Source organism: Motilimonas thetidivivens, assembly GCF_046452435.1.
Taxonomy (GTDB): Bacteria; Pseudomonadota; Gammaproteobacteria; order Enterobacterales; family CBDFNC01; genus Motilimonas.
The window spans coordinates 83,874-107,169 of the sequence record NZ_JBKFDK010000012.1 but is presented as its reverse complement, the minus strand read 5'-3'; the positions used below and the strand labels follow the sequence as shown (position 1 = coordinate 107,169).

The 23,296-nt window shown below is 44.0% G+C and carries 17 protein-coding genes; 12 read left to right on the top strand and 5 right to left on the bottom strand.

Annotation, left to right across the window (positions count from 1 at the left end; all coding sequences use genetic code 11):
* From ACK8OT_RS11000 to ACK8OT_RS10990, 3 genes are read left to right on the top strand one after another with little or no spacing between them, the layout of a single operon-like run.
* Positions 1-2,427, top strand: coding sequence for a sensor histidine kinase (locus tag ACK8OT_RS11000; RefSeq protein WP_410196561.1), 2,427 nt, complete (start codon positions 1-3; stop codon positions 2,425-2,427).
* The gene (locus ACK8OT_RS10995; RefSeq protein ID WP_410196560.1) at positions 2,424-3,107 is read left to right on the top strand and encodes a hypothetical protein; all 684 of its coding nucleotides are present in this window, start codon (positions 2,424-2,426) and stop codon (positions 3,105-3,107) included. The genes ACK8OT_RS11000 and ACK8OT_RS10995 overlap by 4 nt, the downstream gene beginning before the upstream one ends.
* Entirely contained in the window at positions 3,104-3,751 is a 648-nt protein-coding gene (locus ACK8OT_RS10990; RefSeq protein ID WP_410196559.1) for a hypothetical protein, read from the top strand. The genes ACK8OT_RS10995 and ACK8OT_RS10990 overlap by 4 nt, the downstream gene beginning before the upstream one ends.
* Before the next feature lie 287 nt (positions 3,752-4,038).
* Here ACK8OT_RS10990 and ACK8OT_RS10985 read toward each other — a convergent pair whose 3' ends face one another.
* Positions 4,039-4,902, bottom strand: a complete 864-nt coding sequence (locus tag ACK8OT_RS10985; protein ID WP_410196558.1) for a YicC/YloC family endoribonuclease — start codon at positions 4,900-4,902, stop codon at positions 4,039-4,041.
* 185 nt (positions 4,903-5,087) lie between these two features.
* Here ACK8OT_RS10985 and ACK8OT_RS10980 point away from each other — a divergent pair, with 185 nt between their 5' ends.
* The 6 genes from ACK8OT_RS10980 (at position 5,088) to ACK8OT_RS10955 (ending at position 12,140) form a co-directional block, all read left to right on the top strand.
* Complete coding sequence (locus tag ACK8OT_RS10980) at positions 5,088-5,324, top strand: hypothetical protein (protein WP_410196557.1); 237 nt, start codon at positions 5,088-5,090, stop codon at positions 5,322-5,324.
* Positions 5,325-5,397: 73 nt separating this feature from the next.
* A complete protein-coding gene (gene rph / locus ACK8OT_RS10975) occupies positions 5,398-6,114 on the top strand; it encodes a ribonuclease PH (RefSeq protein ID WP_410196556.1) in 717 nt (238 codons plus the stop codon).
* A gap of 16 nt (positions 6,115-6,130) precedes the next feature.
* Positions 6,131-6,772 (top strand): orotate phosphoribosyltransferase, encoded by a 642-nt coding sequence (gene pyrE, locus ACK8OT_RS10970; RefSeq protein ID WP_410196555.1) that lies wholly within the window; start codon positions 6,131-6,133, stop codon positions 6,770-6,772.
* 79 nt (positions 6,773-6,851) lie between these two features.
* Positions 6,852-8,825 (top strand): glycosyl hydrolase family 18 protein, encoded by a 1,974-nt coding sequence (locus tag ACK8OT_RS10965; protein ID WP_410196554.1) that lies wholly within the window; start codon positions 6,852-6,854, stop codon positions 8,823-8,825.
* Positions 8,826-8,985: 160 nt separating this feature from the next.
* Positions 8,986-11,550, top strand: a complete 2,565-nt coding sequence (locus ACK8OT_RS10960; RefSeq protein ID WP_410196553.1) for a glycosyl hydrolase family 18 protein — start codon at positions 8,986-8,988, stop codon at positions 11,548-11,550.
* 236 nt (positions 11,551-11,786) lie between these two features.
* Positions 11,787-12,140 (top strand): hypothetical protein, encoded by a 354-nt coding sequence (locus tag ACK8OT_RS10955; RefSeq protein WP_410196552.1) that lies wholly within the window; start codon positions 11,787-11,789, stop codon positions 12,138-12,140.
* Here the strand turns inward: ACK8OT_RS10955 and ACK8OT_RS10950 are convergent.
* Together ACK8OT_RS10950 and ACK8OT_RS10945 are read right to left on the bottom strand one after the other, a co-directional pair.
* Positions 12,100-12,990, bottom strand: coding sequence for an SDR family oxidoreductase (locus ACK8OT_RS10950; RefSeq protein WP_410196551.1), 891 nt, complete (start codon positions 12,988-12,990; stop codon positions 12,100-12,102). The two genes, ACK8OT_RS10955 and ACK8OT_RS10950, sit on opposite strands and share 41 nt — an antisense overlap.
* Entirely contained in the window at positions 12,983-13,570 is a 588-nt protein-coding gene (locus ACK8OT_RS10945) for a hypothetical protein (protein WP_410196550.1), read from the bottom strand. Before ACK8OT_RS10945 ends, ACK8OT_RS10950 begins: the two co-directional genes overlap by 8 nt.
* Before the next feature lie 140 nt (positions 13,571-13,710).
* Between ACK8OT_RS10945 and ACK8OT_RS10940 the strand changes: the two genes are divergently transcribed.
* Positions 13,711-14,265, top strand: a complete 555-nt coding sequence (locus ACK8OT_RS10940; RefSeq protein WP_410196549.1) for a TetR/AcrR family transcriptional regulator — start codon at positions 13,711-13,713, stop codon at positions 14,263-14,265.
* A 37-nt stretch (positions 14,266-14,302) separates the two neighbouring features.
* On the opposite strand, the gene ACK8OT_RS10935 is transcribed toward ACK8OT_RS10940, so the two are convergent.
* Both ACK8OT_RS10935 and ACK8OT_RS10930 read right to left on the bottom strand, forming a co-directional pair.
* The gene (locus ACK8OT_RS10935; protein WP_410196548.1) at positions 14,303-14,974 is read right to left on the bottom strand and encodes a hypothetical protein; all 672 of its coding nucleotides are present in this window, start codon (positions 14,972-14,974) and stop codon (positions 14,303-14,305) included.
* A gap of 243 nt (positions 14,975-15,217) precedes the next feature.
* Positions 15,218-18,286: a glycosyl hydrolase family 18 protein gene (locus tag ACK8OT_RS10930; RefSeq protein ID WP_410196547.1), complete on the bottom strand. Its 3,069-nt coding sequence runs from the start codon at positions 18,284-18,286 to the stop codon at positions 15,218-15,220.
* 863 nt (positions 18,287-19,149) lie between these two features.
* On the opposite strand from ACK8OT_RS10930, the gene ACK8OT_RS10925 reads away from it, so the two are divergent.
* Entirely contained in the window at positions 19,150-21,759 is a 2,610-nt protein-coding gene (locus ACK8OT_RS10925) for a glycosyl hydrolase family 18 protein (RefSeq protein WP_410196546.1), read from the top strand.
* Positions 21,756-23,060, top strand: a complete 1,305-nt coding sequence (locus tag ACK8OT_RS10920) for a GGDEF domain-containing protein (RefSeq protein ID WP_410196545.1) — start codon at positions 21,756-21,758, stop codon at positions 23,058-23,060. Before ACK8OT_RS10925 ends, ACK8OT_RS10920 begins: the two co-directional genes overlap by 4 nt.
* The last annotated feature ends 236 nt before the right edge of the window (positions 23,061-23,296 follow it).

The following is a 23,296-nucleotide window of genomic DNA, read 5'->3' as shown; positions in this document are numbered from 1 at the left end:
ATGCTCGAGCGAGATGATATTAATATTAAACTAGATGCTGAAGAAAAAGATGAAAATAGTCTAAATGTTAACTTTATTGCAAATGCTGGTGTAAAGGATATTGTTGGTAGAGGGTTAATATATAACGATAATGTTGCAATTATTGAATTGATAAAAAATTCAAAAGATGCCACCTCATCAAAAGTAATACTTGAGCTAAGAGATATCATAAAACCTAGAGATATGCTCGGTGAGATAACGCCTGAACCAACCATTGTCATAAAAGACTATGGAGTTGGTATGTCTAAAAAAGGCATAAAGGAAAAGTGGCTTAACATAGCTTACTCTGAAAAAAAGGGAAATAAAAATAAGCAGTATGCAGGTAATAAAGGAGTGGGTAGATTTAGCTGCGATAGGCTTGGTAAAGTATTAGAGTTATTTACAAAATCTATAGATGATGACTATTTAAAGCTAACTATTGATTGGACAGAGTTTGAAAATAAAGGACAGCATGATGAAATTTCTAGTGTTCCTTTGAGAATTGATGTTTTACATGAAGAAGATTTTTTAAATGAAATAGACGAAGCTTCTTTTAAACAGGGTACTGTTTTAGTAATTAAAGGATTGAGAAGCACTTGGAATGAACAAAAATTAAAGAAATTACTTTCTGAAATAGAAAAATTTTCACCTGTTCTTGATGATTCATTTTCGGTTTATTTTAAAACTAATGTAGATTTTAAAGATAGTTATCTAAAAAGAAAATCCAATAAAAATATTAATAATAACATCTTAGATAAGTTGTCGTTTAGGACTACATATATTAAATCTAAGATCGGTAATGATGGGAAAGAAATACAAACAACTCTATATTTTCAAGGTGAAGTTATTTATGAATATACAGCTGTTAATCCATATATCGCATTAAAAGGTATATCTATTGAGATACATTATTTAGATTCGCTTTCTAAATCTTACTTTACAAAGAACTTTGGTGTAAAACCAAATGATTATGGTTCTGTATTTTTATTTTATAACTCGTTTAGGATATCCCCGTATGGGAACGAAAAAAATGATTGGCTCGGACTAGACCAGAGGAAATCTCAAGGTACAACAAGAAACCTCGGTACTCGAGAAGTTATCGGTAAAATTGACATTTTTGATCAAGATGAAGCTTTTTCCGTAATTACTAGTCGAGAAGGTCTTGCTCATAACCAAGCTTATTATGAGTTGGTAGCATATGATTCAGATGAGAAAGCCACATTAGAGAATGGAAAAGAAGAGTATGGCTATGTTACTACGATAATAAGACAACTAGAAAACTTTGTAGTAAAAGGAACTGATTGGAATCGACTGATAGATAAGTTAGGGGAGAACAAATCTGTATCTGCTGATGACATAATAAGAGATCCAGATCGATTTACAGTCAAAAAGTTATCCTCTGATTCTGTAAAAAAAGCTACAGATAACATTAAGAACTCTCATTTTGAAATTATAGATTCTAACATAAATGAAGATGTTATATCTCGAGTTCAGAGTATTAATGACGAAAAATATAGAGGTTTTTTAAATGACTTTATCGAAAAAACAAAAGATAAAACTCTTGAAGAACTTTCGCCTAAAGAAAAAGGTGTTGTAAAGAAAATACTTGAAGTCAGTCAAAATAGAGTAGTGGAAGCTAATAAGAGAGTTGAAAAAGCTGAAGTTACTGTCAAGAAAGCCGAGAAAGACCTTAAGATTGAGAAGAAGAAACAGGCTTATCTATTAGCAACACGAAGAACTTTAAGTAAAGATGCTGATGGTCTAATTCATACGATTAAGATAAATAATATAGAGATAAAAGAAGGCATAGACTCTATTATTGATGGTTTAGAGTATGATGAGATTAGTAAGGAAGATCTGATAAAAAGACTTGGAGATATTAACTTATATGCGGTTAAAAGTCTCAAGATGGCTGAGATTGCAACTAGATCTGGATTTGATAAAGAAATAGATATAAGAAATGTAGATATAGTTCAATACGTAAAGGAGTATTTGGATATATATTCTAGTTCATTTGGTAGTCATGGGCTCACTGTTGAATTGATTGGTGGTGAAATAGAGTTTATAAGAAGTGTTAGTGTTTTAAGTTTATCAATTATTTTAGATAATTTGTTATCTAATTCATCAAAGTGGTCGGCTAGAAATGTGTTGGTGAACTTTGTTGTTGAGGATGGGGCGTTGACTGTAACAATTTCCGATGACGGAACCGGACTTTCAGAATTATTTCAGTCTAACCCAGATGAAATATTTAGTTTGGGTGCTCGAGATGAGCCACCAGAAGGTGTATCTGGCTCTGGAATTGGTCTGCATTACTCTCGAGGGTTATTAGAAGAAATGAATGCATCAATAGAGTTTTTTGGAAATGGTACTTATTTATCTGGTGCGTGTTTTAAGGTGTTATTTAGATGAATATAAAAAAAGTACTCTTTCTTGATGATGGAAATATAAATCAAACGATCACAAGAATTAAGGATAAGGTTAAAAGGTTTGGTTTTGATATTTGTGCGGATGTCATTAACCCTCAAGACCAAAAGTATAAAAGTGATTTTGATGGGGTCATTGAAATCGACTTTAGTAAGATAAAAAAAGATGTTAGAGATAACTATAAACAAAATAGGTATGAAATAGTTGCATGTGACTTTAGTTTTGCAAGTGAAAAATTAAATGGTTATGAGTTGATTCGGTGGGTGATTAATGAGTCAAAATCAAGCGGTTTTGCATTTAAGAAAGCGAAATTTGTTTGTTATTCTAGTGAAGAAAATAAATTTAAAGAACATATTGTTAGAAATGACGAGCTGACTAAATTAATAAAATTAAATATTCATGCCTTTTACAAAAGAGATGAACTCGTTAATGATATGTCCGCACTACTAAAGAAATTAAACTCAGATTTTTCAATGAGTAAGCATCTAGCAACTATGCTAGAAGATGAGTCACAGCGAGTTTTCAATAATGTTTATCCACCATTGAAGGGTAAGTCATTTAATGAGATTGCATTGGAAATTCAAAAAGATAGTCATCATGGTCAAAAGTTTCAAAAGCATCTTTCTGAATTAGTTTACGCTCATATAATAGACCTAAATCAATGAATTATTTAATCTTTCCTGATGACCCTTCGACTAGTTTTATGAACGTGGTTCTTGAAGAAGTTATGTCTGCTGGTTTAGGTGATAAGCTTGAAGTGATAACTTGTTCTGCAAGTGATTCCGCATATGAAGAAGCTTTTGTCAAGATATCTAATATACCAACGGGAAGTAGAGTCATTTTTATAGGCCATAGTACTCCGTCCATTCTATATGGTGGGGCAGATATGGCATTCACTCGAAAACCGCTAATACAACTTGATACCATCTCTACTTTTAAAGATAAAGAGTTGGTTTTGATATCTTGTTTTTCTAGCAAGCTAATTGAAAGTTCTCGAAGACATCGAAATTACGCTAAATGTATAGGTTTTGGACTTCTCCCATCTGAGTTAGGTGAGGTTGATAGTCATGCTGGTATGAGAAAAATAGAGCTAGAGCAAGACGACATTGACAACTTTAAAGTTATGCTTGCAGGAGTTATCTCTGATGCACTTTGCCAAATGCTTGAGAAAGACTTGGATATCTTTGCACTATTTCGATATCTTAAGATCTTATTAAATAAGTCTGCTAATGACTTTATTATTAAAGATAAAAATGAAAAATTAGGAGAGTTGTTGTTCTATGTTTGCACAGAAGCTGTAGTTGAATAGCTATCGCAACAACTACAAACTTTGTCTAGTTAGTCGTTATTGATGATCCCTACAACTACGTTTAGACACCCCATTAAGCATTAAGTAAGTACAATCACCATTGAGGTATTTATGAAAATAAATAAACCCCGTAAAGTCCATACTACTGAATTTAAACGGTAATCCACCAATATACCCACCATTTATTTCTGGCTTATGGTGGGTATTGGTAGACTTATGTGGACTCTATTTTATTTTATCTCATTGATTTTTAATGCTTAATGTATTTTTCTAGATGCTAATAGAGCTTATTCAATATTCTGGATCTGCTCTCTCATCTGTTCAATTAACACCTTGCACTCAACCGATGCGTTGGTGATTTCGGCATTGATCGATTTCGATGCTAGGGTGTTTGCTTCGCGGTTGAACTCTTGCATCATGAAGTCTAAGCGTCGGCCGATTGCGCCGCCTTTTTTCAGGATGTTGCGGGTTTCGCTGATGTGTGAGTCGAGGCGGTCTAGCTCTTCGGCTACGTCAACTTTTTGCGCTAGCATCACCATTTCTTGCTCTAGGCGGGTAGGCTCTAGTTCTATTTGCGCTTCGGCTAGGCGATTAGTTAGACGCTCACGTTGCCATGCCATCACTTCCGGCATTTTGCTGCGAACAAAGGCGGCTTGGCTGCTGATTTCATCAAGACGTTGTTCAATAAATACTTTTAGGTTGGCGCCTTCACTGGCACGGGCGTCTAAAAATTCATTGATGGTGGTATCCAGTGCCGCTAAAAGTTCTTTTGACAGTTCGTCTACATCTTGCTCTGGTGCTTCCATCACGCCCGGCCAACGCAGTACGTCAATCGGGTTAAGTTGGCCGCGGCCACATTCTTCCATTACCCATTGGGCGTGTTCGATGATTTGGCTGGCTAGGGCTTGGTTGATTTGCAGTTCACCGGTGTTATTTTGCGCCGCATCAAAACGTAAATTAACTTCGAGTTTACCGCGCTGCATGCGTTTACGTAGCTTTTCACGGATCACAGGCTCTAAGCCACGAAATTGCTCTGGGGTGCGAATGTAGGTTTCAAGGTATCGCTGGTTTACTGAACGGATTTCCCAAACGGCACTGCCCCAATCGCCCTTAAATTGTTTGCGAGCATAGGCTGTCATACTGTGGATCATAAGCATCTCTTGTTAATTGCAGTGGCCGAATTATAAAAGTAAATCTCAGTGGCGCAAACCCTTCTGTACATTTGTCTGCCTAGCTTTGATCTGGCGCGGTGTTGCCCTGCGCATTTTTAGTCAGAGTCGCGCTTGGTTTATTTGTTAGCGTTATATTTTTTATTGGGTATGGATAAGGAAACAATATGCTGCAATGGTGCAAGGCGTTGGTTGGGTTATGGCTTAAATCGTTTGTTTGTTTTTGTGTGTTGGTGGCGGTGACGGGCGGTTTGTTTAATCTTTGTCTTTATGTTTGGGCGGATGGCAATATTCGTTTATACGGCGATGGTTTGTGGCAGTTGATCCCGTTAAAAGCGGCTTTTTTATCTTGTGTGTTTGTGGTGACGCGCTCGGGCGTACAGACAAGCCGTTATCGTGATTAACTGAGCTTCTAGCAAGCATTTTTAACTCACTTAGGTATAATAGCGCCAGTTTTTTCAACCTAGGTAATTATCTATGCGCCCAAATGGCAGAACTCCCGCTCAAGTACGTCCCGTCACTATCACTCGCAACTATACGTGTCACGCTGAAGGCTCGGTGTTAATCGAGTTTGGCAACACCAAAGTTTTATGTACAGCCAGTGTGGAAGAGTCGGTGCCGCGCTTTTTAAAGGGCCAAGGTAAAGGTTGGATCACGGCGGAATACGGTATGTTGCCACGCGCGACACATACCCGTAATCAACGTGAAGCGGCCAAAGGTAAGCAAGGTGGCCGTACCTTAGAAATTTCTCGCTTAATTGCACGTGCATTGCGCGCCGCGGTTGATCTTAAAGCCTTAGGTGAAAACACCATCACTATTGATTGTGATGTGATCCAAGCCGACGGCGGCACCCGCACAGCGTCTATCACGGGTGGCTTTGTTGCTTTAGTTGATGCGATTAACTATTTGATCAACAAAGGTGCATTAAAGACCAATCCGGTTAAACACATGATTGCGGCCGTGTCTGTGGGCATCGTCGATGGTCAGCCGTTATGTGATTTGGAGTACGTTGAAGATTCAGCGGCCGACACCGACATGAACGTGGTGATGACAGATTGCGGCAAGATGATTGAAGTGCAGGGCACGGCGGAAGAAGCGCCATTTAGCCATGACGAGTTACTGGCCATGTTGGCACTAGCGAAAGCGGGTATTGATGATTTAGTTGCGGCACAAAAAGCGGCATTAGCTGAGTAAATAAAGAGGACTTTCGATGAAACAATATCAACGTGATTTTATTGAGTTTGCACTGAGCAAACAGGTGCTTAAGTTTGGTGAGTTTACCCTCAAATCGGGCCGCACCAGTCCTTACTTTTTCAATGCGGGTTTATTTAACAGTGGCGGCGATTTAGCTAAGCTAGGCCGTTTTTACGCCGCGGCACTGCAAGATTCTGGCATCGAGTACGATGTGCTATTTGGCCCTGCTTACAAAGGTATTCCAATTGCCACCACCACCGCGGTAGCGCTGTTTGATGGTTATCAAGTGGACACGCCGTATTGCTTTAACCGTAAAGAAAAGAAAGATCACGGTGAAGGCGGCTCGCTAGTGGGTGCAGATCTTAAAGGTCGCATTATGCTGGTGGACGATGTGATCACCGCGGGCACCGCCATTCGCGAGTCGATGGATATCATCCAAGCGTGCGGCGCGTCATTAGCGGGCGTGTTGATTGCGCTGGATCGTCAAGAAAAAGGTAAAGGCGAGTTATCGGCGATCCAAGAAGTGGAACGGGATTACAATGCCACCGTTATCTCAATCATTGAGTTAAACGACTTGATTGAATACCTCAGCGAAAAGCCAGAAATGGCGGCGTCTCTTGAATCCGTTAAAGCGTATCGCGAACAGTACGGTATTTAAGTTAAACGCTTTTATACCATTAAATCCCTGATCCTTTGATCGGGGATTTTTTTTACTAATAGTGTCAAGGATTGACCGAGTGAGTAAAAAGTTAGCTAAGGTGTTGGTGCTATTAGGGTTATTGCTCTGCCAAGTCCAGCTGCTTGCCGCCCAATTAACTGGCCCACTAAGCGTAGGGGTGTATCAAAGCGCCTGGTCTAAAGATGCCGCCTTTAGCATAAACCAAATACCTGCCCAGTATTTCACCCACCTAATTTACGAGCAATTGGATGTCAATGTCCACGGCGAAGTGCAGCATTGGGATACATATTTAGATCTTGAAGCGCCCTTTGCTGGTGACACCTTAGATCAAACCAATAGAGGCAGCTTGAATCAGTTGTTACGACTTAAGCAGCAGACCCCGAATTTACAAACTTGGATTGCCATTGGCGGGTGGCGCTTAAGTGAACATTTTGCGTCGGTGGCGGCCGATGCTAAGAAAAGAAGTAACTTGATCCGCTCTACCTTGGCGTTTGTTCGCCAGCACCAGTTTGATGGTGTGGTGCTAGATTGGCGCTACCCTATGTTTCATCCCGATAGACCATTGGATCTACAGCGCGAGGAGGCCAAGGATTGGTTGGCTTTGGTACGTGAATTTAAACAAGCATTGAATTCAGTGGATGAGCCATTACAACTCGTGGTGGCAATGCCTTCATGGCCGGTGTTACTGCGCCCTTTGCCCTTAGCCGAGGCTGCCAACTATGTTGATTACTTTTATTTACTGAATGTCGATTTAGCGGGGGCTTGGTCGCGCTATAACGGCCACGCGTCGCCCTTGTATTGGTCGGAGCAAAACCCAGAGCCGTTTCCTGCCTCCATGGATTTGGCGGTGCAAACCATGCTCAGTGCTAATGTCTCAAGTCGTCAGATCATCGTGAGTACACCCGCCATTGGTCGCAGTTGGCGTCATGCTGACCAGTTATACAGCGCCAGCGCCAGTGCGACTAAGGGCTCGTTGGATAACCCGACGCAAAAGTCAGGGCTGCTGATCCAATCTGAGGTCAACTACCTTATCAGCCAAGGCTATCAGCAGCATTGGGATGAAGTGGCGCAGGCCAGTTATTTACAGCAAGGCGATCATTTCGTTTCCTATGAAAGTGAGCGAGCCCTTGCGGCTAAGCTGGCGTACACTCAGCGTCACCAATTAGCTGGGATGGCGCTGCAATATTTATTTAGCGATCAGCAATTAAGCCAGCAAATCTTCGCTTACTATTACCCTTGGCCCTACTGTTGGCAATTAATCCAAGCGCATCTACTGGCTTTCGGCTGGGTTTACTTATTGTGCTTGCTGGTCCCTATTGGCTGGTCAGTGAAGCGTAAGCAGCAGGCTTTGCAAGCTCAGCTAAAACTACGTCAACAACAGTTAGCTCAGCTCCATCAAAAATTGACTCAATTGCAAGCCGAGTCGACTCCTTTGGTATTGCCGCATGCCGAGCAGGGAATGTTAGCCGCTATGCAGCAACAAATGGCGGGTCTTGATGAACAAAGTGATCTCAACTCTGCGTTACTGCAATTACTCGCCGATCCTTTAATCGCCAGCCTAGCCAAGCAGCATGGTATGGAATTAACAGGACATACATCTGGTGTGACGTTAAGCGAATATTTAACCTTGGTGGAGATGTGTCGTACGCATATTAAATCCCTGAGTCAAGACTCAAAATTGTTGGCTGAGCTGCACCAAATTGCCAGTAAAAAGAATCAGCTGCTGTATTTAAAAGCCGAGCAGGGCTATACCGGTATTTACTGCCAAGGTCACAGGGATCCCATATACATCTACAGTCGGCTTACGCCCTTGTTACGTTACTATGGCGACGATTTTTTACTGCAATGCCATCGTTCTTATCTGGTTAATCGCGAACGTATTCAACGTGTGGAAACGGATCTGCAAGGCAAACATTGGTTGTTCCTGCAAGGCGATGTGGCTAAACATGCTATCCCGATAACGGCCAAGTACCTTGCACAAGTGCAACAGCATTTGGCACAACAAGATGAAAAATTAACGGTTTTAACGTGAACTGGTGATAGAGGAAGGCTAGCCTTTGTCTTTTCATGTTGCTGATTTTAAATGATTTAATGTTAATTTTGGTGAAATGCCAAGAGTAAGGTGATTCTTTTTCGGCTGCGCTTTAGTCAAGCTAGGTTTGGCTTATCTAGCAATCGAAAAGGATTTGATTATGAACAACCACCCTTGTTTTAAGCGCACTAAAATTAACTTGGCCACGGGATTGGCGATAGCGAGTGCGCTCACCGCCGTTATATTGCCCACTTCTGTTATGGCTGAGGCAGAGATCATTCATGAGTTTGAAATTGACCAAGTCACTTCTTCGTCTATCGAGATAGGGGCTTTTCCGATTGGCAGCGAATATCGGCCATCGCATTATTTCAGCGAGCGAGTGCATACTGGCTTGGTGCTCAAAGATGCAACGAGTCCTGGTGTCGCGCCAAATGAATATCAAACCATGCGGTTGCAGCCTCATCAAACACTACATAGTTACGGTTTTACTCCACTTGGGCAGTTGAGCGATGCCGATAAAAATTGGCACGCGACTCAAGATCAAAACCAACCCTTTGATGTATTGAAGAGTGGCAAGGTGGTTGCCTTGTATGTGGGATCTTGGCAGGCATTTAATGGCTATAGCTTAGAGCAAATACCGGCACGCAATATTACTCACCTGATCTTTGGCTTTGCGGGGATTTGTGATTATCAGCGTGAAGACGCGACCCAAAACCAAGGATTGGCTATGAATCCCGGCGCGTTTAATGCGCTGCGGGCAGATTGTGGTGTTGGTGAGGTGCAAGGCAAAGATGGCCAAGATTACAACTTGGTTGAACTTGGTGTGACCGAGCAAAAAGCCGACTTTGCCTTGGCTTTTCCCGACTATAAAGCGGCGCCCCATGCGTTTGCTGCGATTAAGCAAATGAAACAAGCCTACCCGCACCTCAAAGCCATGTTATCCATTGGCGCTTGGACCATGAGCGATCCCTTTTTTGCTATCGCTGCCGTTCCTGATTATCGTGAGCAATTTGCCGAGCAATTAGTCGCTTTTATTAAGCAGCATCCGGGGGTGTTTGATGGTATCGATCTCGATTGGGAGCATCCCGGTGGGGAAAACTCCAATCCAGGGTTAACCAGGGGCCATGTTGCCGATAGAGCGCACTTTACCGCGCTGGTTAAAACCTTAAGGCAAAGATTTGATCATGAGTTTGGCCCTGATTTTGTCTTATCGGCTGCAATTAGTCGCTTTCCTCGTCATATCGGTGCTGTTGATTTGGCTGCTCTAAAAGATGATTTAAGCTTTGTTAACTTAATGACTTACGACGTATTTTCTACTGATTATCCGTTTCCTGGCTACCATACCGGCAATGCCATTAAGCCAATTTTCTCAGCCGCTCCCGTCTATCAATATTTACCTGTTGCCGATGAGCTAGGTAACCCAGTATTGATTAACGGACAAGCTAAAACCATGGGCGATATGTTCAGTGCCTATAGCACCGAAGGCGCAATCCAAACCGTGCAAACCTTATATCCAGACTTTCCCATGTCACGATTAAATATCGGCGTGGCCAGTTATAGCCGAGGCTGGCATGCGGTGAAAATGAAGCGCGAACACGCCCCCGCTTTTTGGCACGGCACGGCACAAATGTTGGTGGATGAGCAAATGCAACAACGTGGCTTTGCCGTTAGTGGCACCTTTGATGCTGGCACCAGTAGCTTTATCGATATTTACGATAACTATATGCAAGGGGATAACAACGCGCTTTATTACGATGAGCAAGCTAAGTCGGTGTATGTGTTTGTGCCTCAAGAATCTGATGACCAAGAGCATATTTATGCCCGAGTGGAAAATATCGATTCGCCGCGAACCGTGATCAACAAGGGTGAGTTGGTGAAAAAATACGGCCTAGGTGGCTTATTCGCATGGGAAGCAACCTTTGATAATGGCTTGATTTTAAATGCGATGAATGCGGCTGTGTGTAATCCCAAAGCGGACGGCCAAGCATACCAATTTAGTGAGACTTATGCGGGAAGTGTTGACTCTCAAGTATTAGCGAGTGACGGTAGCGGACGCCCAACTAAGGTGAAAGAAGTGATCAAGGGGCCAAGTGAATACCAATTTGATGGCGAAGCGTGGTGTCAGGGCGTGAATTACCCACCTCAGCTTAGTTTGCAAAAGGCTTATCAAGTGAATACGCCTAGCTTATTGAGCCTTGCCGTCAGTGCTGATGATGCCGAAGGTGATCGATTAAGTTATCACTGGCAGCAGTTGAGCGGCCCTCAAGTCACCTTGCTGAATGCTAATCAAGCCCAGGCTCAAGTCATCGTCCCTGCGGTGAAAACGAATCAAATGGCGGATTTTGCTATCACGGTGAGTGATAGCCAAAGTCAGCAAACCCAATATGTGCGTGTCACCTTATCCCCAACTGAATGTGCGGCCTTAACGGCTAGCGCAGCACCATGGCAAACGCATTTAGCCTATCGCCAAGGTCAGCAAATCAGCTTTAACCAACAGCTCTGGCAAGCCCGCTGGTGGAATCAGGCCAGTCAACCGGGTCATGGGGAAGCATGGCAATTGATCGCCCCAGCAGTAGCTCCTTGGTCTGCCCATCAAGCTTATGCCCAAGGTGAAGCGGTTAATCACAACGGTTTAAGTTATGTGGCCAAATGGTGGAATCAAGGTGTACAACCAAGCCTAGATCCAGCGTGGCAAGCCGCAGGGCCCGCGGTGTGTGTGGATTAAACGTAAGTTAGATTGGTATCTTATCAAGGGGAGCTTTGCTCCCCTGTTTGGCAGGGTTGAGGTTGTGAATCTGTGGGACCTGAGCTTGCTCAGGGAATGAGGATTGAGCTTGTTTTGTGGCTTTAGTAGGGACTACCTAAGACACCCGAGATAATCGAACTAGGAGTGAATGAGGTTAGATGTTTATTTGACTTTTATGTTAGTCTGACCTCACTAAGGACAGCTGAGAGCGAATAATGACACCTAAGATATTGATACCCGTTGTACTAAAGCGTTTCGTTATCTGTCTGAGCTTATTGCTTGCGTTAACTGGATTGCATTGGAACTGGAGCCTGAACGGGCAAAGCTTGACTCCATTTGCCGAGCTACTGATTTACTACTCGGCAGCGGGATTTGTGTTGGGTGGTTTCTTGTTCACTTCCTACTATGCTGGGCAAGATGTCGATCGGTTTGTTAAATGGGATTTCCCTCATTGGTTACAGCCCAAAGATGCGGTGGTTGCGGGTCGCTCCATGATGTTTGTTGGCGGCGCATTAATGCTCGCGGCGGCTAGCTTGATGTTGGCGGCTTACTCGGTGGTGACGCTTTAGCCAACTGCTGATAGTAATCACCAAGATGATGTTTGCCATAACGTGGCGCGATATTATCTTGTGCCATGGCGGTTAAGAAAAACTCCATTGGGCCAGTCCAAGGCTCGGGTAAACGCCTAGTGATGGCCAGCGCGAACTTACGAAAGGCATCAGGAACGTAGGTTATGTTTGGGGTTTTATTTAAGGCGCGAAAAGCCAGCTCGGCGATGTCTTTAACACTGAGCACGTCGGGCCCGCCAACATTGAGTTCTGTTTCTGGGCGTGAAATGGCTTCAAACACAAAGCGAGCAAGATCGGCGCCGTGGATCGGGTTTAATTTCACGCTGCCATCACCAAAAAGGTAAGCTCTTGTGCCTTGTGCCATACGGTAGACTTCTTCTAAGTCACTGAAAAAACCGTTAGGGCGGATCACGCAAGGGGATAACACCTGAGAATTCAGTAGGCGCTGAGCAAAACGCTCCTTGGCTTGTAATAGCCGAACGGTTTGCAGTGAAGGTGCGCTAAAGGCAGAAATGTAAACAAACTTTTTCACCCCGGCTCGCTCTGCTTCTAGTAGCAAATTAAGATTGGCTTGATAATCAACCTCCATATAGCTCAGCCCATCGCGTTGGCGAGTAATCCCTAGACAAGAAATCACCACATCACAATAGTCACAGCAGCCAATTAGCGTGTCGGCTTGGGTTACTTGGGCGATGCGTATTTGTTCGGGTCGGGCCCCAAGTTTGGTCAATTTGTTTGCGCTTCTTGCTAGGGCGATAAAATCTTGCTGTTGTTGCAGCAATATACTAACGAGATGGCGACCAAGGTAGCCGGTGGCGCCTGCCACTAAGATCCGTTTGGCTTTAGTCATGCAATCGCTCCTTTGTCGGGGCTTTATCAGTCAATAAATAAGCAATCAGCAGCTTCAGATAAAACAAGGGCAAAAACCATGCTAACTCGGCTGGCACCGCTAACACGTAGAAGCAAAGTACCAAGCTTGCGATATATAAAGCCATCGCCAGTGGGCGTTGCAGATAGTAAGGGGCATTGATAATGACGGTGCTGGCAAACATGAGCCAGAGCCAAGCTGTCGTTAACCAGCTCAGATTAAAGTCGAGAAAAGCCCAGCTAAACAGAGCGAGTTGAATAGCGTGAAGGGCAATAAATACGAGATGTTTACCTTTGCTAATGCCACGGCGGTGAAACCAGCGTTTCGCGCCAACGCAGGCATTGCTGACCACGCCACCACAAATATCCATGGCTAGTAATATCCCAAGGCCGTATTGCCATAGACTCCAATTTAATTGCCAATGCCAAGCGGCGATGGCCATGGCGACACCTGCCGCTAGAGATGAGCCAAATGAAAGCCACCTTTCCGCTGGGCTGGCGTAGGGACCAATTAAGCGATCAAATAGGCTTAGTTGTGAAGGAGTGATCGCAGAAGCTGGCATGAATTGCATTCCTTTTTAGTCCAAGTGGTCTTTTAAAATATAGGGTTTTGTTGCAGTGGTAAAGTTTTTTAGTCCAATCGGTCAATAAAAAAGAAACATGTTATGATGTGTGCTCTGGAATCAGGATGTGAGGTGGAAGGTTGCCTAAGGTCGTCGATCATGAACAAAAACGAATTGAGATAGCGCTCAATGCGGCTGAGGTGTTTTTACAATACGGCTATAAAAACACCGGTATGCGCCAGCTTTGTCAGCATTTACACATGAGCAAAAGCGCGGTTTATCATTACTTTGATAGTAAGGATGCCATCTTTCGTGCGGCCACTGAAGCCATGCTGGCGTTGGACTCGGATATCCTTAAATCACGACCATTAGCGGCCAATGCCAGCTTGACGCAACGAACCGAGAATTTTTTATTACTGTTTCACCACATTGCGCCGCGGTTTTTTCAAGAGCAAAAGCTAGTAGTGGAGTACATAGAGGTCATCGGGGTGGGCAATATCGCCACCGATCCCTGCATGAAGCAGGTTAACCAGAAGTATCTTGATTTATTGACGACTTATGTCGATGAAGACCAAGGTCAAGCCTTGTTTACCTTATTTTTAGGCTTGTTAAATCACCAATTGCTCATGAGTAGTGAGCTAGACGTTAGCTATATTGAGCAACAATTGCAGCGGATCTTGGCATCAAGGCGATGATGGTCATCGCCCTTATCTTTTCGTTACGCTTTTAACGTTACTGCGCTTGGGGGAGTTGGGTATGCGTGCGAATGTAATCCACACACACATCCACGGTATTGGCTAAGGATTTTCTGATGCCTGTCCCGTCCTCTAATTCTTCATAGGAAGGGGCGTCATTGGTGTCTGCATATTCTGGAAAATGGCTACATGAGCCTTCCACGATCACTTTTTTGCTTTTGGTCTCAATTAGGCGAGCGTGGGTAGCGTAGTTAACACGATAGCTGTCCCAATCAGAGGGAAAGTAGATAGAGCCCCAACTGAGGGTTTTAACGTCAAGAATGTAGTCGTAATTGCTGTAACGCTTAACTAGTTCGCCGATCTCTGTGTCTAAAGCGACGCTTTGTTCAAGCTCAACCAAGTTAACTTGGTGTTTTGTAGCGCTCCCAGCAGCCAGCTTCTGCGCAATACTATAGGCAGGATCGGCAATGTTATTGTTGGCAATGATGGTGTTGCCACTGTCTACTGCAGAAGCATAACCGATCAAACCAAATTGCACATTTAATGCGGTTTGGGCAGGAAAATCGGGCAATTCATTATAGCGACTAAGCACTAAGGTTTTTTGGCTTAACTGCGCAGATTCCTCTGCGGTTAGGGCGTCATTTTTGATGGTTGAACAGCCGTTGGCTAATAAAACCACCAGGCTAACCAGTACTAATTTTAGTTGCAAAGCTAAATTCCTTTTTAACAATTAAGGGGGTCAACATAGGCGAGGTAAAACTGGGCGGCATACTAGCTATTTGCAGTCAACTTGTGAAATCGTTTTAAGCGATAAAGTGATCGCGCGCTTTGTTTGGTTTTCTATCAATAATCGTTGATTTTAATGAAGAAATTGACTTGAAAAGAAATATAGCCACCTGGTGAAAGGTGGCTATATGGGTATCTCAAAGATGATTTAGATGAGTGCGGTGTGTTAGTTTATTTTTTTCCACACGCCCCATTCACCAGATTGGCTTGGGTTATCTCCTTGTGTCCACCATTTTGCCTCATATTTTTCATCTTGATAGAGAACCTGTGCGCCGCCTTGGTAGACTTGTGCTGCCTGCCAAGTTGTTTCGCCTGTTGGAGGCTCCGTTGGTGTAATTGAAGGCATGATGGTGGGTGTTACCGTAGGCGTTAAAGTAGGGGTCACCGTAGGTGTAGTGCCGCTAGTTGATAAGATCCAAGCATAATCTGCAGCCCAGCCCTTACCTGGCTCATATGAGCCACCTAGATTACACCAGCCAGCAACATCACAGGTATAGATGTGACCGTTACTTGCAAGTACCTTATCCCCTTGTTGATAGCTACCTAAGCCTGCAGGGTAGACATAGTTAGCGCCTGAAGGTGGCGGAGTTGGTGTGGTCGTTGGGGTAATCGTAGGCTCCAAAGTTGGCGCGATTGTTGGCGCCTCTGTTGGCTCTAGTGTTGGGCTGATCGTCGGCTGCAATGTTGGCGATACCGTTGGCTGCATGGTAGGTGTTACAGTTGGCTTAGGTGTTGGCTCTAGCGTTGGAACGGTATCGCCATGGCCTAAACCTTCATGCATCGCATTTAAAATGTCGCCATTATCGGCATCAATTTCCCATGAAAAGACCCCTGCTAAACCGTGTTGGCGAGCATACATGGCTTTCGCCTTGGTTGAACGGGAATCGTCATAGGTGATCAAAGAGCCTGAAGTTGGATTCCATAAATAGGCCGCTTGTGCCTGCTCATCATAATAGTACTGGAAGCCATTTAAGCCCTGATTATTGGCGCCGGCATAATTAGTTTTGATATCGCGGTAATCCAATACACCAGCTTCCCAAGTACCGGGAACTTTACCTGAGCCTAAACCAGTGAAGGGATCGTTATTTTTGTAACCACTGATGCCTTTCCAACCGCGACCGTACTTAGCTACACCCATCACCAGTTTATTGGCTGGCACACCAGCATTAATCAGGCCATTAATACCTGCATCGGCATTAAAGTTGGCTATGGTGGCTGAGTCTGCTTGGTATAATGCCGCGTGATGACCGGGTTGATCATCCCAGGTGCCATAGAAGTCGTATGTCATGGCAAAGATATAATCCATGTACTGTGAGGCTTCACTGTAGTTGACATCGTCGATCTTGGTTTGGCCAACACCTACCGCGGAGGTCAGTTGGTACTGTCGATTATTTTTAGCCGATAGACGGTCAAGCATGGCACGAAGATCGTGCATGATGTCTGCGTATAACTGGCTATCAGATGGCTTACCTAAATCAGGGTTTGCACCTTCGCCACCGGGGTATTCCCAGTCAATATCAACACCGTCAAAGAAGGGGTAAGCCTCTAGGAAGGTTTCAACAGACGCGACAAAGGTGGCGCGGTTAGCGGGGTCATCCATGGTGTAGAAAGGATCAGATAGCGTCCAACCGCCTATCGAAGGTAAGATTTTTAGCTCGGGCTTGGCGGCTTTTAAACGCATCAGCTGACCAAAATTGCCTTTAATAGGATCGTCCCATTTATCGCCCGGAAACGATTTTTCTAATGCGGCAAAACTATCATGCACGGTGACTTCGTAATCTTGTTTATCACGACAAGCGCGTTTCAGGGCGCTAAACCCTTCTGGATTAGCATCCTTCAATGATGGGTTTGGCCCACAAATCGGAATAAAGCCATAAATAATATGAGTTAAGTTTTGTGCAGGAATACTCGATACGGGGAACTTACGACCATAGATGCTCCATTCAACGAAATAAGATGCCACCACCGAGTTGGTTGAATTGGTATAAGGTTTATTGTTTTCGAGTAAGGTGAGCTCCAGTGGAGGTCGACATGTGCCATTGACTTCACAGTTATCACTGGGCTCAGAGCTTGGGCTTAAAGTGGGGGTAGGGGTGGGCTGAGGCACCACATGGAGCTGCCAAAACCATGTGCTTTGACTTGGGTTATAACCGGGATTATCACGTAGCGCTTGATAATGTTTGCCTTGATAGCTGACGATATCACCTGCTTGGTATGATTTCCCAGCTTGCCAAGTGTTATCTCCCGGCTCTGTTGTTGGCGCAATGGTGGGCTCGGTTGTGGTATTACAAACTTGGCTCATTTCACCATTAATGGCTTGGTCGATGGCGGTGAGCAATGAGGTTTCGTCTTGTGTATCTTGCGAAAGCTCCCAATTCATGATGCCACCTGCTTTTTCTAATGCTAAGCGGGTTTTCTTTTGAATCGTTGGAATACCATTATAACCGGCGCCACTCGCGGTTTTGTCACGACATTCCGCGCCAGGTTCACTCGCGACAATATCGCGGTACGTTCGTGCGGGCTGAGCATAAAATGGTACACCCAGTACCGTTTTTTCTTTGCTTAGTCCCTTCGATTGCCAAAACTCGATTGAGGCTTCAGCAAATTCATAAGTGGAGTGATGTTGGCCGGCTGAATGATCTGCGTCATAAGCCATCAGGTTTAGAAAATCGATATCATCGAAAACTTCACTCTTAATGCCACGCGCGCCCCAGCCAGAAGCTGCGACGGCAGCTGTTAGAAATTTGCCTTGACCGCGTAGAGCAACCGATAACTCATCCATCAGTAAAGCATAGTTATCGGCAATCACACCTGAATCAGGGTATTCCCAATCCATATCAACACCGTCAAGGCGATACTCATCCACGAATGCCATTACATCGGCGACGAACTTGGTTCGTCCTTGTGGCGTCGCTGACATGTTTTCAAATTCATTGGCACGGCTACCGTTCCATCCCCCAATCGCGATTCCAACCTTAACGCCATGGTTATGAGCCAGGCTAACTAAGTTTTTTAGCTTGCGGCTATTATCAATTGGCTTAAGTGAGCCATCTTGATTAAGCAGTAAGAATGAGTAGTTAATATGCGTTAACTTGTCATACTGGATATTTTCAGCACTTCCGCTCCATGAGGGGAAGTAACCAACGCTTTTAAAGCTATCGCTTGCAGCGTGGACTTGAGTAGATATAAGTGTCGCGAGGGCGAGCCCCTGAGCAACCCGAGATAATTTAAACATGATTAAATCCCTATAAATAATGCAATCCATTGGTAAAGAGGCTGCCTAACTTCCTACTTTGATCCCCTCTTAATTGGCCCATTAAGAGTTATTCAGCGGGAAGTTAAGCAGCTGTGATTGCTCAAACTAGTCAATGTTTGGAATGGACTTTGAGCTCAATCAATCTGACATATAGGGTGGCTTGAGCATAGGTGTTGCTCTGGTGGTTTTCATTGCTTGACAAAATAATGGCTATATTTCAATGGTTTATGTTTTTTGTGTGCTAGGGGAGTTATCACGTGTGCTTCACGGCTTAGTGAGATTGATTTTCAGTTTAACTGTTGGTTTTTACCATTCATGAACTACTTTTTTTCTCTTGTTTAGTTAACTTTATGTTTTCAAATTAATTTCAAGTTTTGCTGGTGTAATTTTATGAATCCTTAGGGTTGCACGGCTATCTCCGTATGAAGTTCAGGGGCAAACTATATACCCAATCAACTTGAAATTGCATGCTTCAGAGCGCCACCGTGTTTTCAATACTAGGCAGGCTAATGCAGAGAAATGTAGGCACCTTCTAAATGAGCGTAACAACGCAGTGGAAGCACGGTGGCGCTCCCAAAGGGCAGGCTTTACAAGCGTTTATGCCGCGTTATTGATTTTGATAAGGGGCAACCGTTACCAGCAATCAATGCCTTGCCTAAACGCCTGTCAATTCTTGCACAAATCAAGCATATCCAGGTTGATTGGGTAGATATCTTCTCATTGTGAATTACCGCGCTGAATGTTGCGACAGCAGGTTATTGCTTAATGGCTGAGTCATGGCATTGCTAGATAAGGATGTATTGTTGAGAGCTTTACTTTTAATACTGTTTTCGGGATCGTTAATGGCCGCATTTACAGCGCACTCAAGTGAGCTGGTTAAGATGGGCTTTTATCGTGATTGGAGCGTGTACAGCCCAAATTATCATATAACCGATGTCCCCGATGAGCTACTCACGCACCTTGTCTATGAAAACGCTGTCGTTACGCTTGATGGACAAGTGCGCTGGGGAGATGAGTACGCTTCAATTAGTGCTTACTTCCCCCATTCCGATGTTGAGGTGGGGAGCGTTGCCGGAAGCATGGGCCAGCTACAACAGCTAAAAAGGCGTAATAAGAAGATTAAGTCGGTGATATCTATTGGCGGTTGGAACCGTGTTGATACGATGTCGCAGGTAATGAATGACCCACATAAGCGTGCAAAGTTTGTCCCATCCCTGGCCGACTTTGTTCAACAATATGAGTTTGATGGCATCGATCTCAATTGGATAGCCCCTGCACTCAACCCAAGTAATGTGCAATGGCGGACGGCCGATTTTTATAACCTTACTAAGTTAGTCAAAGAGTTAAAGCAAATGGTTGATCAGCTCAGTTTGGCTTCGCAGCGCGATATTGAGCTTATGTTGTCAGTGCCCGTTTCAAGGCAAAGCTTACAGTATTGGCATATAGGTGAAATATATCCGCTTGTTGATTACGTAATATTATTGTCCGATCAACAAGCGACCCATGACAACATTGCCGTGGATCACATCAACCCATTGTTTACTTCAAGTCAGGCTTCGGCTAGCAGCATTGATTACCTTGTTAGTGACATTATTATGTTGACTGGCGATGCGAGTAAATTGGTGCTAACTATTCCGCCTTTTGCCATGGCGTGGCAAGGCGTTCAGCCGTTGTCAGATGAACTGATTGGTGCGCCTATAGTGCAAGCATCACAAGGCACTTGGGATAGCAAAGGCCTTCACTCAGGGGTGTTGCATCGAGATCATTTATTTCGTCTAGTCAGCAGTGGTGGCTATCAAGAAAAGTGGGATGAACTAAGTCAGTCTTCATATCTCTACCACCCCCATCAGCTTAATGGTCACGTTATTTCATATGAAAGTCAGCGAGCGCTAAGCAGTAAAATACAGTATGTAGAAGATAAGCAGCTAGCAGGGGTGGCCTTTAGTCAGTTACATAATGATAGCCAAGGTTGGCATTCTGTTGTTACTTCGACTTATCGTGAAATGGATCCTATCGCTTTGTATTGGACTTGGCTGTCGGCATATATCGTCAAGCATGGCGCCGAGGTGATCGTTTTGCTGATAGTGGCTTTGTATTGGCTGGGGTGGTTGCTATGGCGACGTTGGCATCAGCAGCAAGATAAACGAGCCAATGCGCAGCTAGAGCAGAATTTCTTATTGTTGCAACATGCTTTGCAAAGTTTAACGCACCCTCTGGATGCATTGGTCAGGTTGAGACAAGGTCGCCATTTTGCAACGCAGCAAGTGGAATCGCCGCAGTGGCAAATGCTGCAAAAATTAGCATCGCAAACACAAACTATTTTAGAGAACAGTCGTTTGGGGAGTGAATTGCGTCAGGCGGTAGCTAAGCCGTTTTCTGTGCTTGATGTGATCCACAGTGCCAAACATGCTGTTGACTTTGGGGGAGAGCTCTTTCGAGTTCACCTCACCAATGCTGATGATTGTTTAGTGGTCAATAATGACGCGGACTATTTGTATCAAGCCTTATTGATTTTGTTCGGCTCAGCAAATCTAAGAGGCGCAGGGCACGTAAATATTCGACTTGGTCGTCAACAGTCTAAGTTGGTGATCGAATTCTTGATACTAAAGCAAGCAGGAAGGCCTAACTTTGATAGTGAGTTAGCTGCGCTGACCCCTTTTGTTCGGCGACTTCAAAGTCAGTTGTGCGTTGAGCAAAATGAGCTTCATCATATTATCACTATCGCATTACGAGATGTTACCCAAGGCCGGTTAAATCAGCTATCGAGGGGAAGGGGCGAGCAAGTTGTCAGCTCGATAGATTGTCTAGCATTAGTGTCAGATTTTTCAGCTCACGGGCAAACGGTTTTTAGTTTAGAAAAGATGGTCGAAGAAGCTTTTAACTCATTTTCTCGTTCATTCGCTCGCACTGCGTTAGCCGTTTATCAAGGTAGGAATCTAGTTTATTCAACGAGTGATACGCCGTTAACCGGTGGCGAGGAAGTGGTTAAAATAATGGACTATTCATTTCATTTGGCACCCGAGCAAGCTCAAGATGAAGAAATCGCGGTGTTAAAAACCCTAACATCACAAATAAATATGGCGTGGTGTCAAATTTCAAACTTAGTAAGAACGCCCAGATTATTAGCTGAAATATATGAAATATCCTCCAATAGAGAGAAGATTGAGTATATCCAAGCCGAGCAAGGCTATAGCGGTATTTATATCCAAGGTAAAACGGCACCGATTTACATTACCTTAAGGTTAAAGCCCATCAAATATTATTTTGATGAGCACGCTTTTTTACAAATTCACCGCTCGTACTTAGTTAACCCAGCCAAGGTTAAGCGTGTTCGTCAGCTTTCAAGAACACGTTATGAGCTGGAGCTTGATAATGGAACTAAATTGCCTTTTGCTCGCTCATATGTCGATAGTGTGCAAGCCAAGTGGCCGCAGTGGTTTAGGCTAAGATGAAGACGGGGTATAAACAGTTACCGATTAGATATGGCGCGATTGGGTTGCTAGCCTGTGCTTTGGCGGCGGCCATTGTGATTGCGCTTTGGGTTTATGGTTTACCATCGCGTCATCTTGTGATTACACCTGAAAACGCCCTGGCTTATAGCGCTGTAAGTGATGCAAGTAATAGTGGTTTGACTAAGGCAAGTGCTGAGGTTGTCGATGACCGCTGGCAATTGGATTGCTCTATCTCTTTGAAATATCAGTGGCCATTTTGTGCTTTATCCTTAGCGCTTGCTCAAGACTGGGCTGATGGGGTGGACTTGTCATCCTATTCAGGAGTTCGGCTTAAACTTGCCTATATCGGTAAAGGCTCAACACGCCTACGTTTCTTTATGCGTAATTATGATCCTGCTTATTCTATCAAGGGGGATCATAACTCCTTGAAAGCAAATGTTGTTGAGCTTGATGTTAGGGCGACACTTGAGTCTGTCTATATTCCGATGTCGAGCGTGTATGTGGCTTCTTGGTGGCTAAGTAACCAAAAAATTCCCCTCAAGGATGCAATGCTCGATGTATCCAATGTGCCTTATATCGAGCTCTCCACCGCTGATTTACCTGAATCGGGTCAGGTGAGGTTAATCGTAGAGTCCATTGAATTTGTTGGCGCGTCGCCATTGTCATCTCTGCCTTGGTTGGTTGGGATATGCGTGCTGAGCTTATTGGGTTTTATGCTATTGCTCTTAGTCAGCCGCTGGCTTGTTGCTGAGCATCAGCGCCAAGTGTTATTTAAGCGTAACCAAGAGTTGCTTAAGGACAATCGGCGTTTTGCGAAGTTAGCAGAACATGATCCTCTTACTGGTGTAAGGAATCGAATCGGAATTGAAGCGTTACTGTTGCAACAGCAGCAAGTATTTGAGCAAACGGGTAAACCTTTGTCGGTTATTTTTGCTGATATTGATTATTTTAAGTCGATCAATGACAAATTTGGTCATCAAGTTGGAGATCAAGTGTTATGCCTCTTTGCCCAGAGACTTAAGGATAAAGTGAGATCATCTGATATTTTGGTTCGTTGGGGAGGAGAAGAGTTTTTGATCCTATGCTTAGGAACAGGTGGCTATGGGGCGAGGTACTTAGCTGAAGAATTACGTAAAACCGTAACGGCTTCACCTTGGCCGCAGGGCGTTCAGGTCACAGCTAGCTTTGGGGTCGCGACTTTAGGCAATGAGTCTATTGTTAACTTGGTGAGCCGTGCCGATGAGGCACTATATGATGCTAAGCATCAAGGGCGTAATTGCGTTGTGACGAAATCGCCTTAGTCGTGAACAAAGTGGATACTTTGATAGGTCGATATGCTTGTTGCTGGCTCTCAAAATCATGCTTAACCTAGCATCAAGGTCGTATCTAACGACCTGTGGTCAACACCTATACATTCTTGCAGCGTAAGCATCTTAAGGTTACTTGAATATCATTTGACCACCGCCACATAAAAAATAGCCTGCACGATCTGGCGTTGGACGTTAGACTAGCAGTATTTAAGTAAAAGGTATGAATT

Excerpts from the sequence above, each read along its gene's own strand:
- ACK8OT_RS10995 (WP_410196560.1), top strand. The coding sequence starts at position 2,424 with ATGAATATAAAAAAAGTACTCTTTCTTGATGATGGAAATATAAATCAA.
- pyrE (WP_410196555.1), top strand. The coding sequence starts at position 6,131 with ATGAAACAATATCAACGTGATTTTATTGAGTTTGCACTGAGCAAACAG.
- ACK8OT_RS10950 (WP_410196551.1), bottom strand. The coding sequence starts at position 12,990 with ATGACTAAAGCCAAACGGATCTTAGTGGCAGGCGCCACCGGCTACCTT.
- ACK8OT_RS10945 (WP_410196550.1), bottom strand. The coding sequence starts at position 13,570 with ATGCCAGCTTCTGCGATCACTCCTTCACAACTAAGCCTATTTGATCGC.
- rph (WP_410196556.1), top strand. The coding sequence starts at position 5,398 with ATGCGCCCAAATGGCAGAACTCCCGCTCAAGTACGTCCCGTCACTATC.
- ACK8OT_RS10990 (WP_410196559.1), top strand. The coding sequence starts at position 3,104 with ATGAATTATTTAATCTTTCCTGATGACCCTTCGACTAGTTTTATGAAC.
- ACK8OT_RS10930 (WP_410196547.1), bottom strand. The coding sequence starts at position 18,286 with ATGTTTAAATTATCTCGGGTTGCTCAGGGGCTCGCCCTCGCGACACTT.
- ACK8OT_RS10955 (WP_410196552.1), top strand. The coding sequence starts at position 11,787 with ATGACACCTAAGATATTGATACCCGTTGTACTAAAGCGTTTCGTTATC.
- ACK8OT_RS10920 (WP_410196545.1), top strand. The coding sequence starts at position 21,756 with ATGAAGACGGGGTATAAACAGTTACCGATTAGATATGGCGCGATTGGG.
- ACK8OT_RS10985 (WP_410196558.1), bottom strand. The coding sequence starts at position 4,902 with ATGATCCACAGTATGACAGCCTATGCTCGCAAACAATTTAAGGGCGAT.
- ACK8OT_RS11000 (WP_410196561.1), top strand. The coding sequence starts at position 1 with ATGCTCGAGCGAGATGATATTAATATTAAACTAGATGCTGAAGAAAAA.
- ACK8OT_RS10980 (WP_410196557.1), top strand. The coding sequence starts at position 5,088 with ATGCTGCAATGGTGCAAGGCGTTGGTTGGGTTATGGCTTAAATCGTTT.
- ACK8OT_RS10960 (WP_410196553.1), top strand. The coding sequence starts at position 8,986 with ATGAACAACCACCCTTGTTTTAAGCGCACTAAAATTAACTTGGCCACG.
- ACK8OT_RS10925 (WP_410196546.1), top strand. The coding sequence starts at position 19,150 with ATGGCCGCATTTACAGCGCACTCAAGTGAGCTGGTTAAGATGGGCTTT.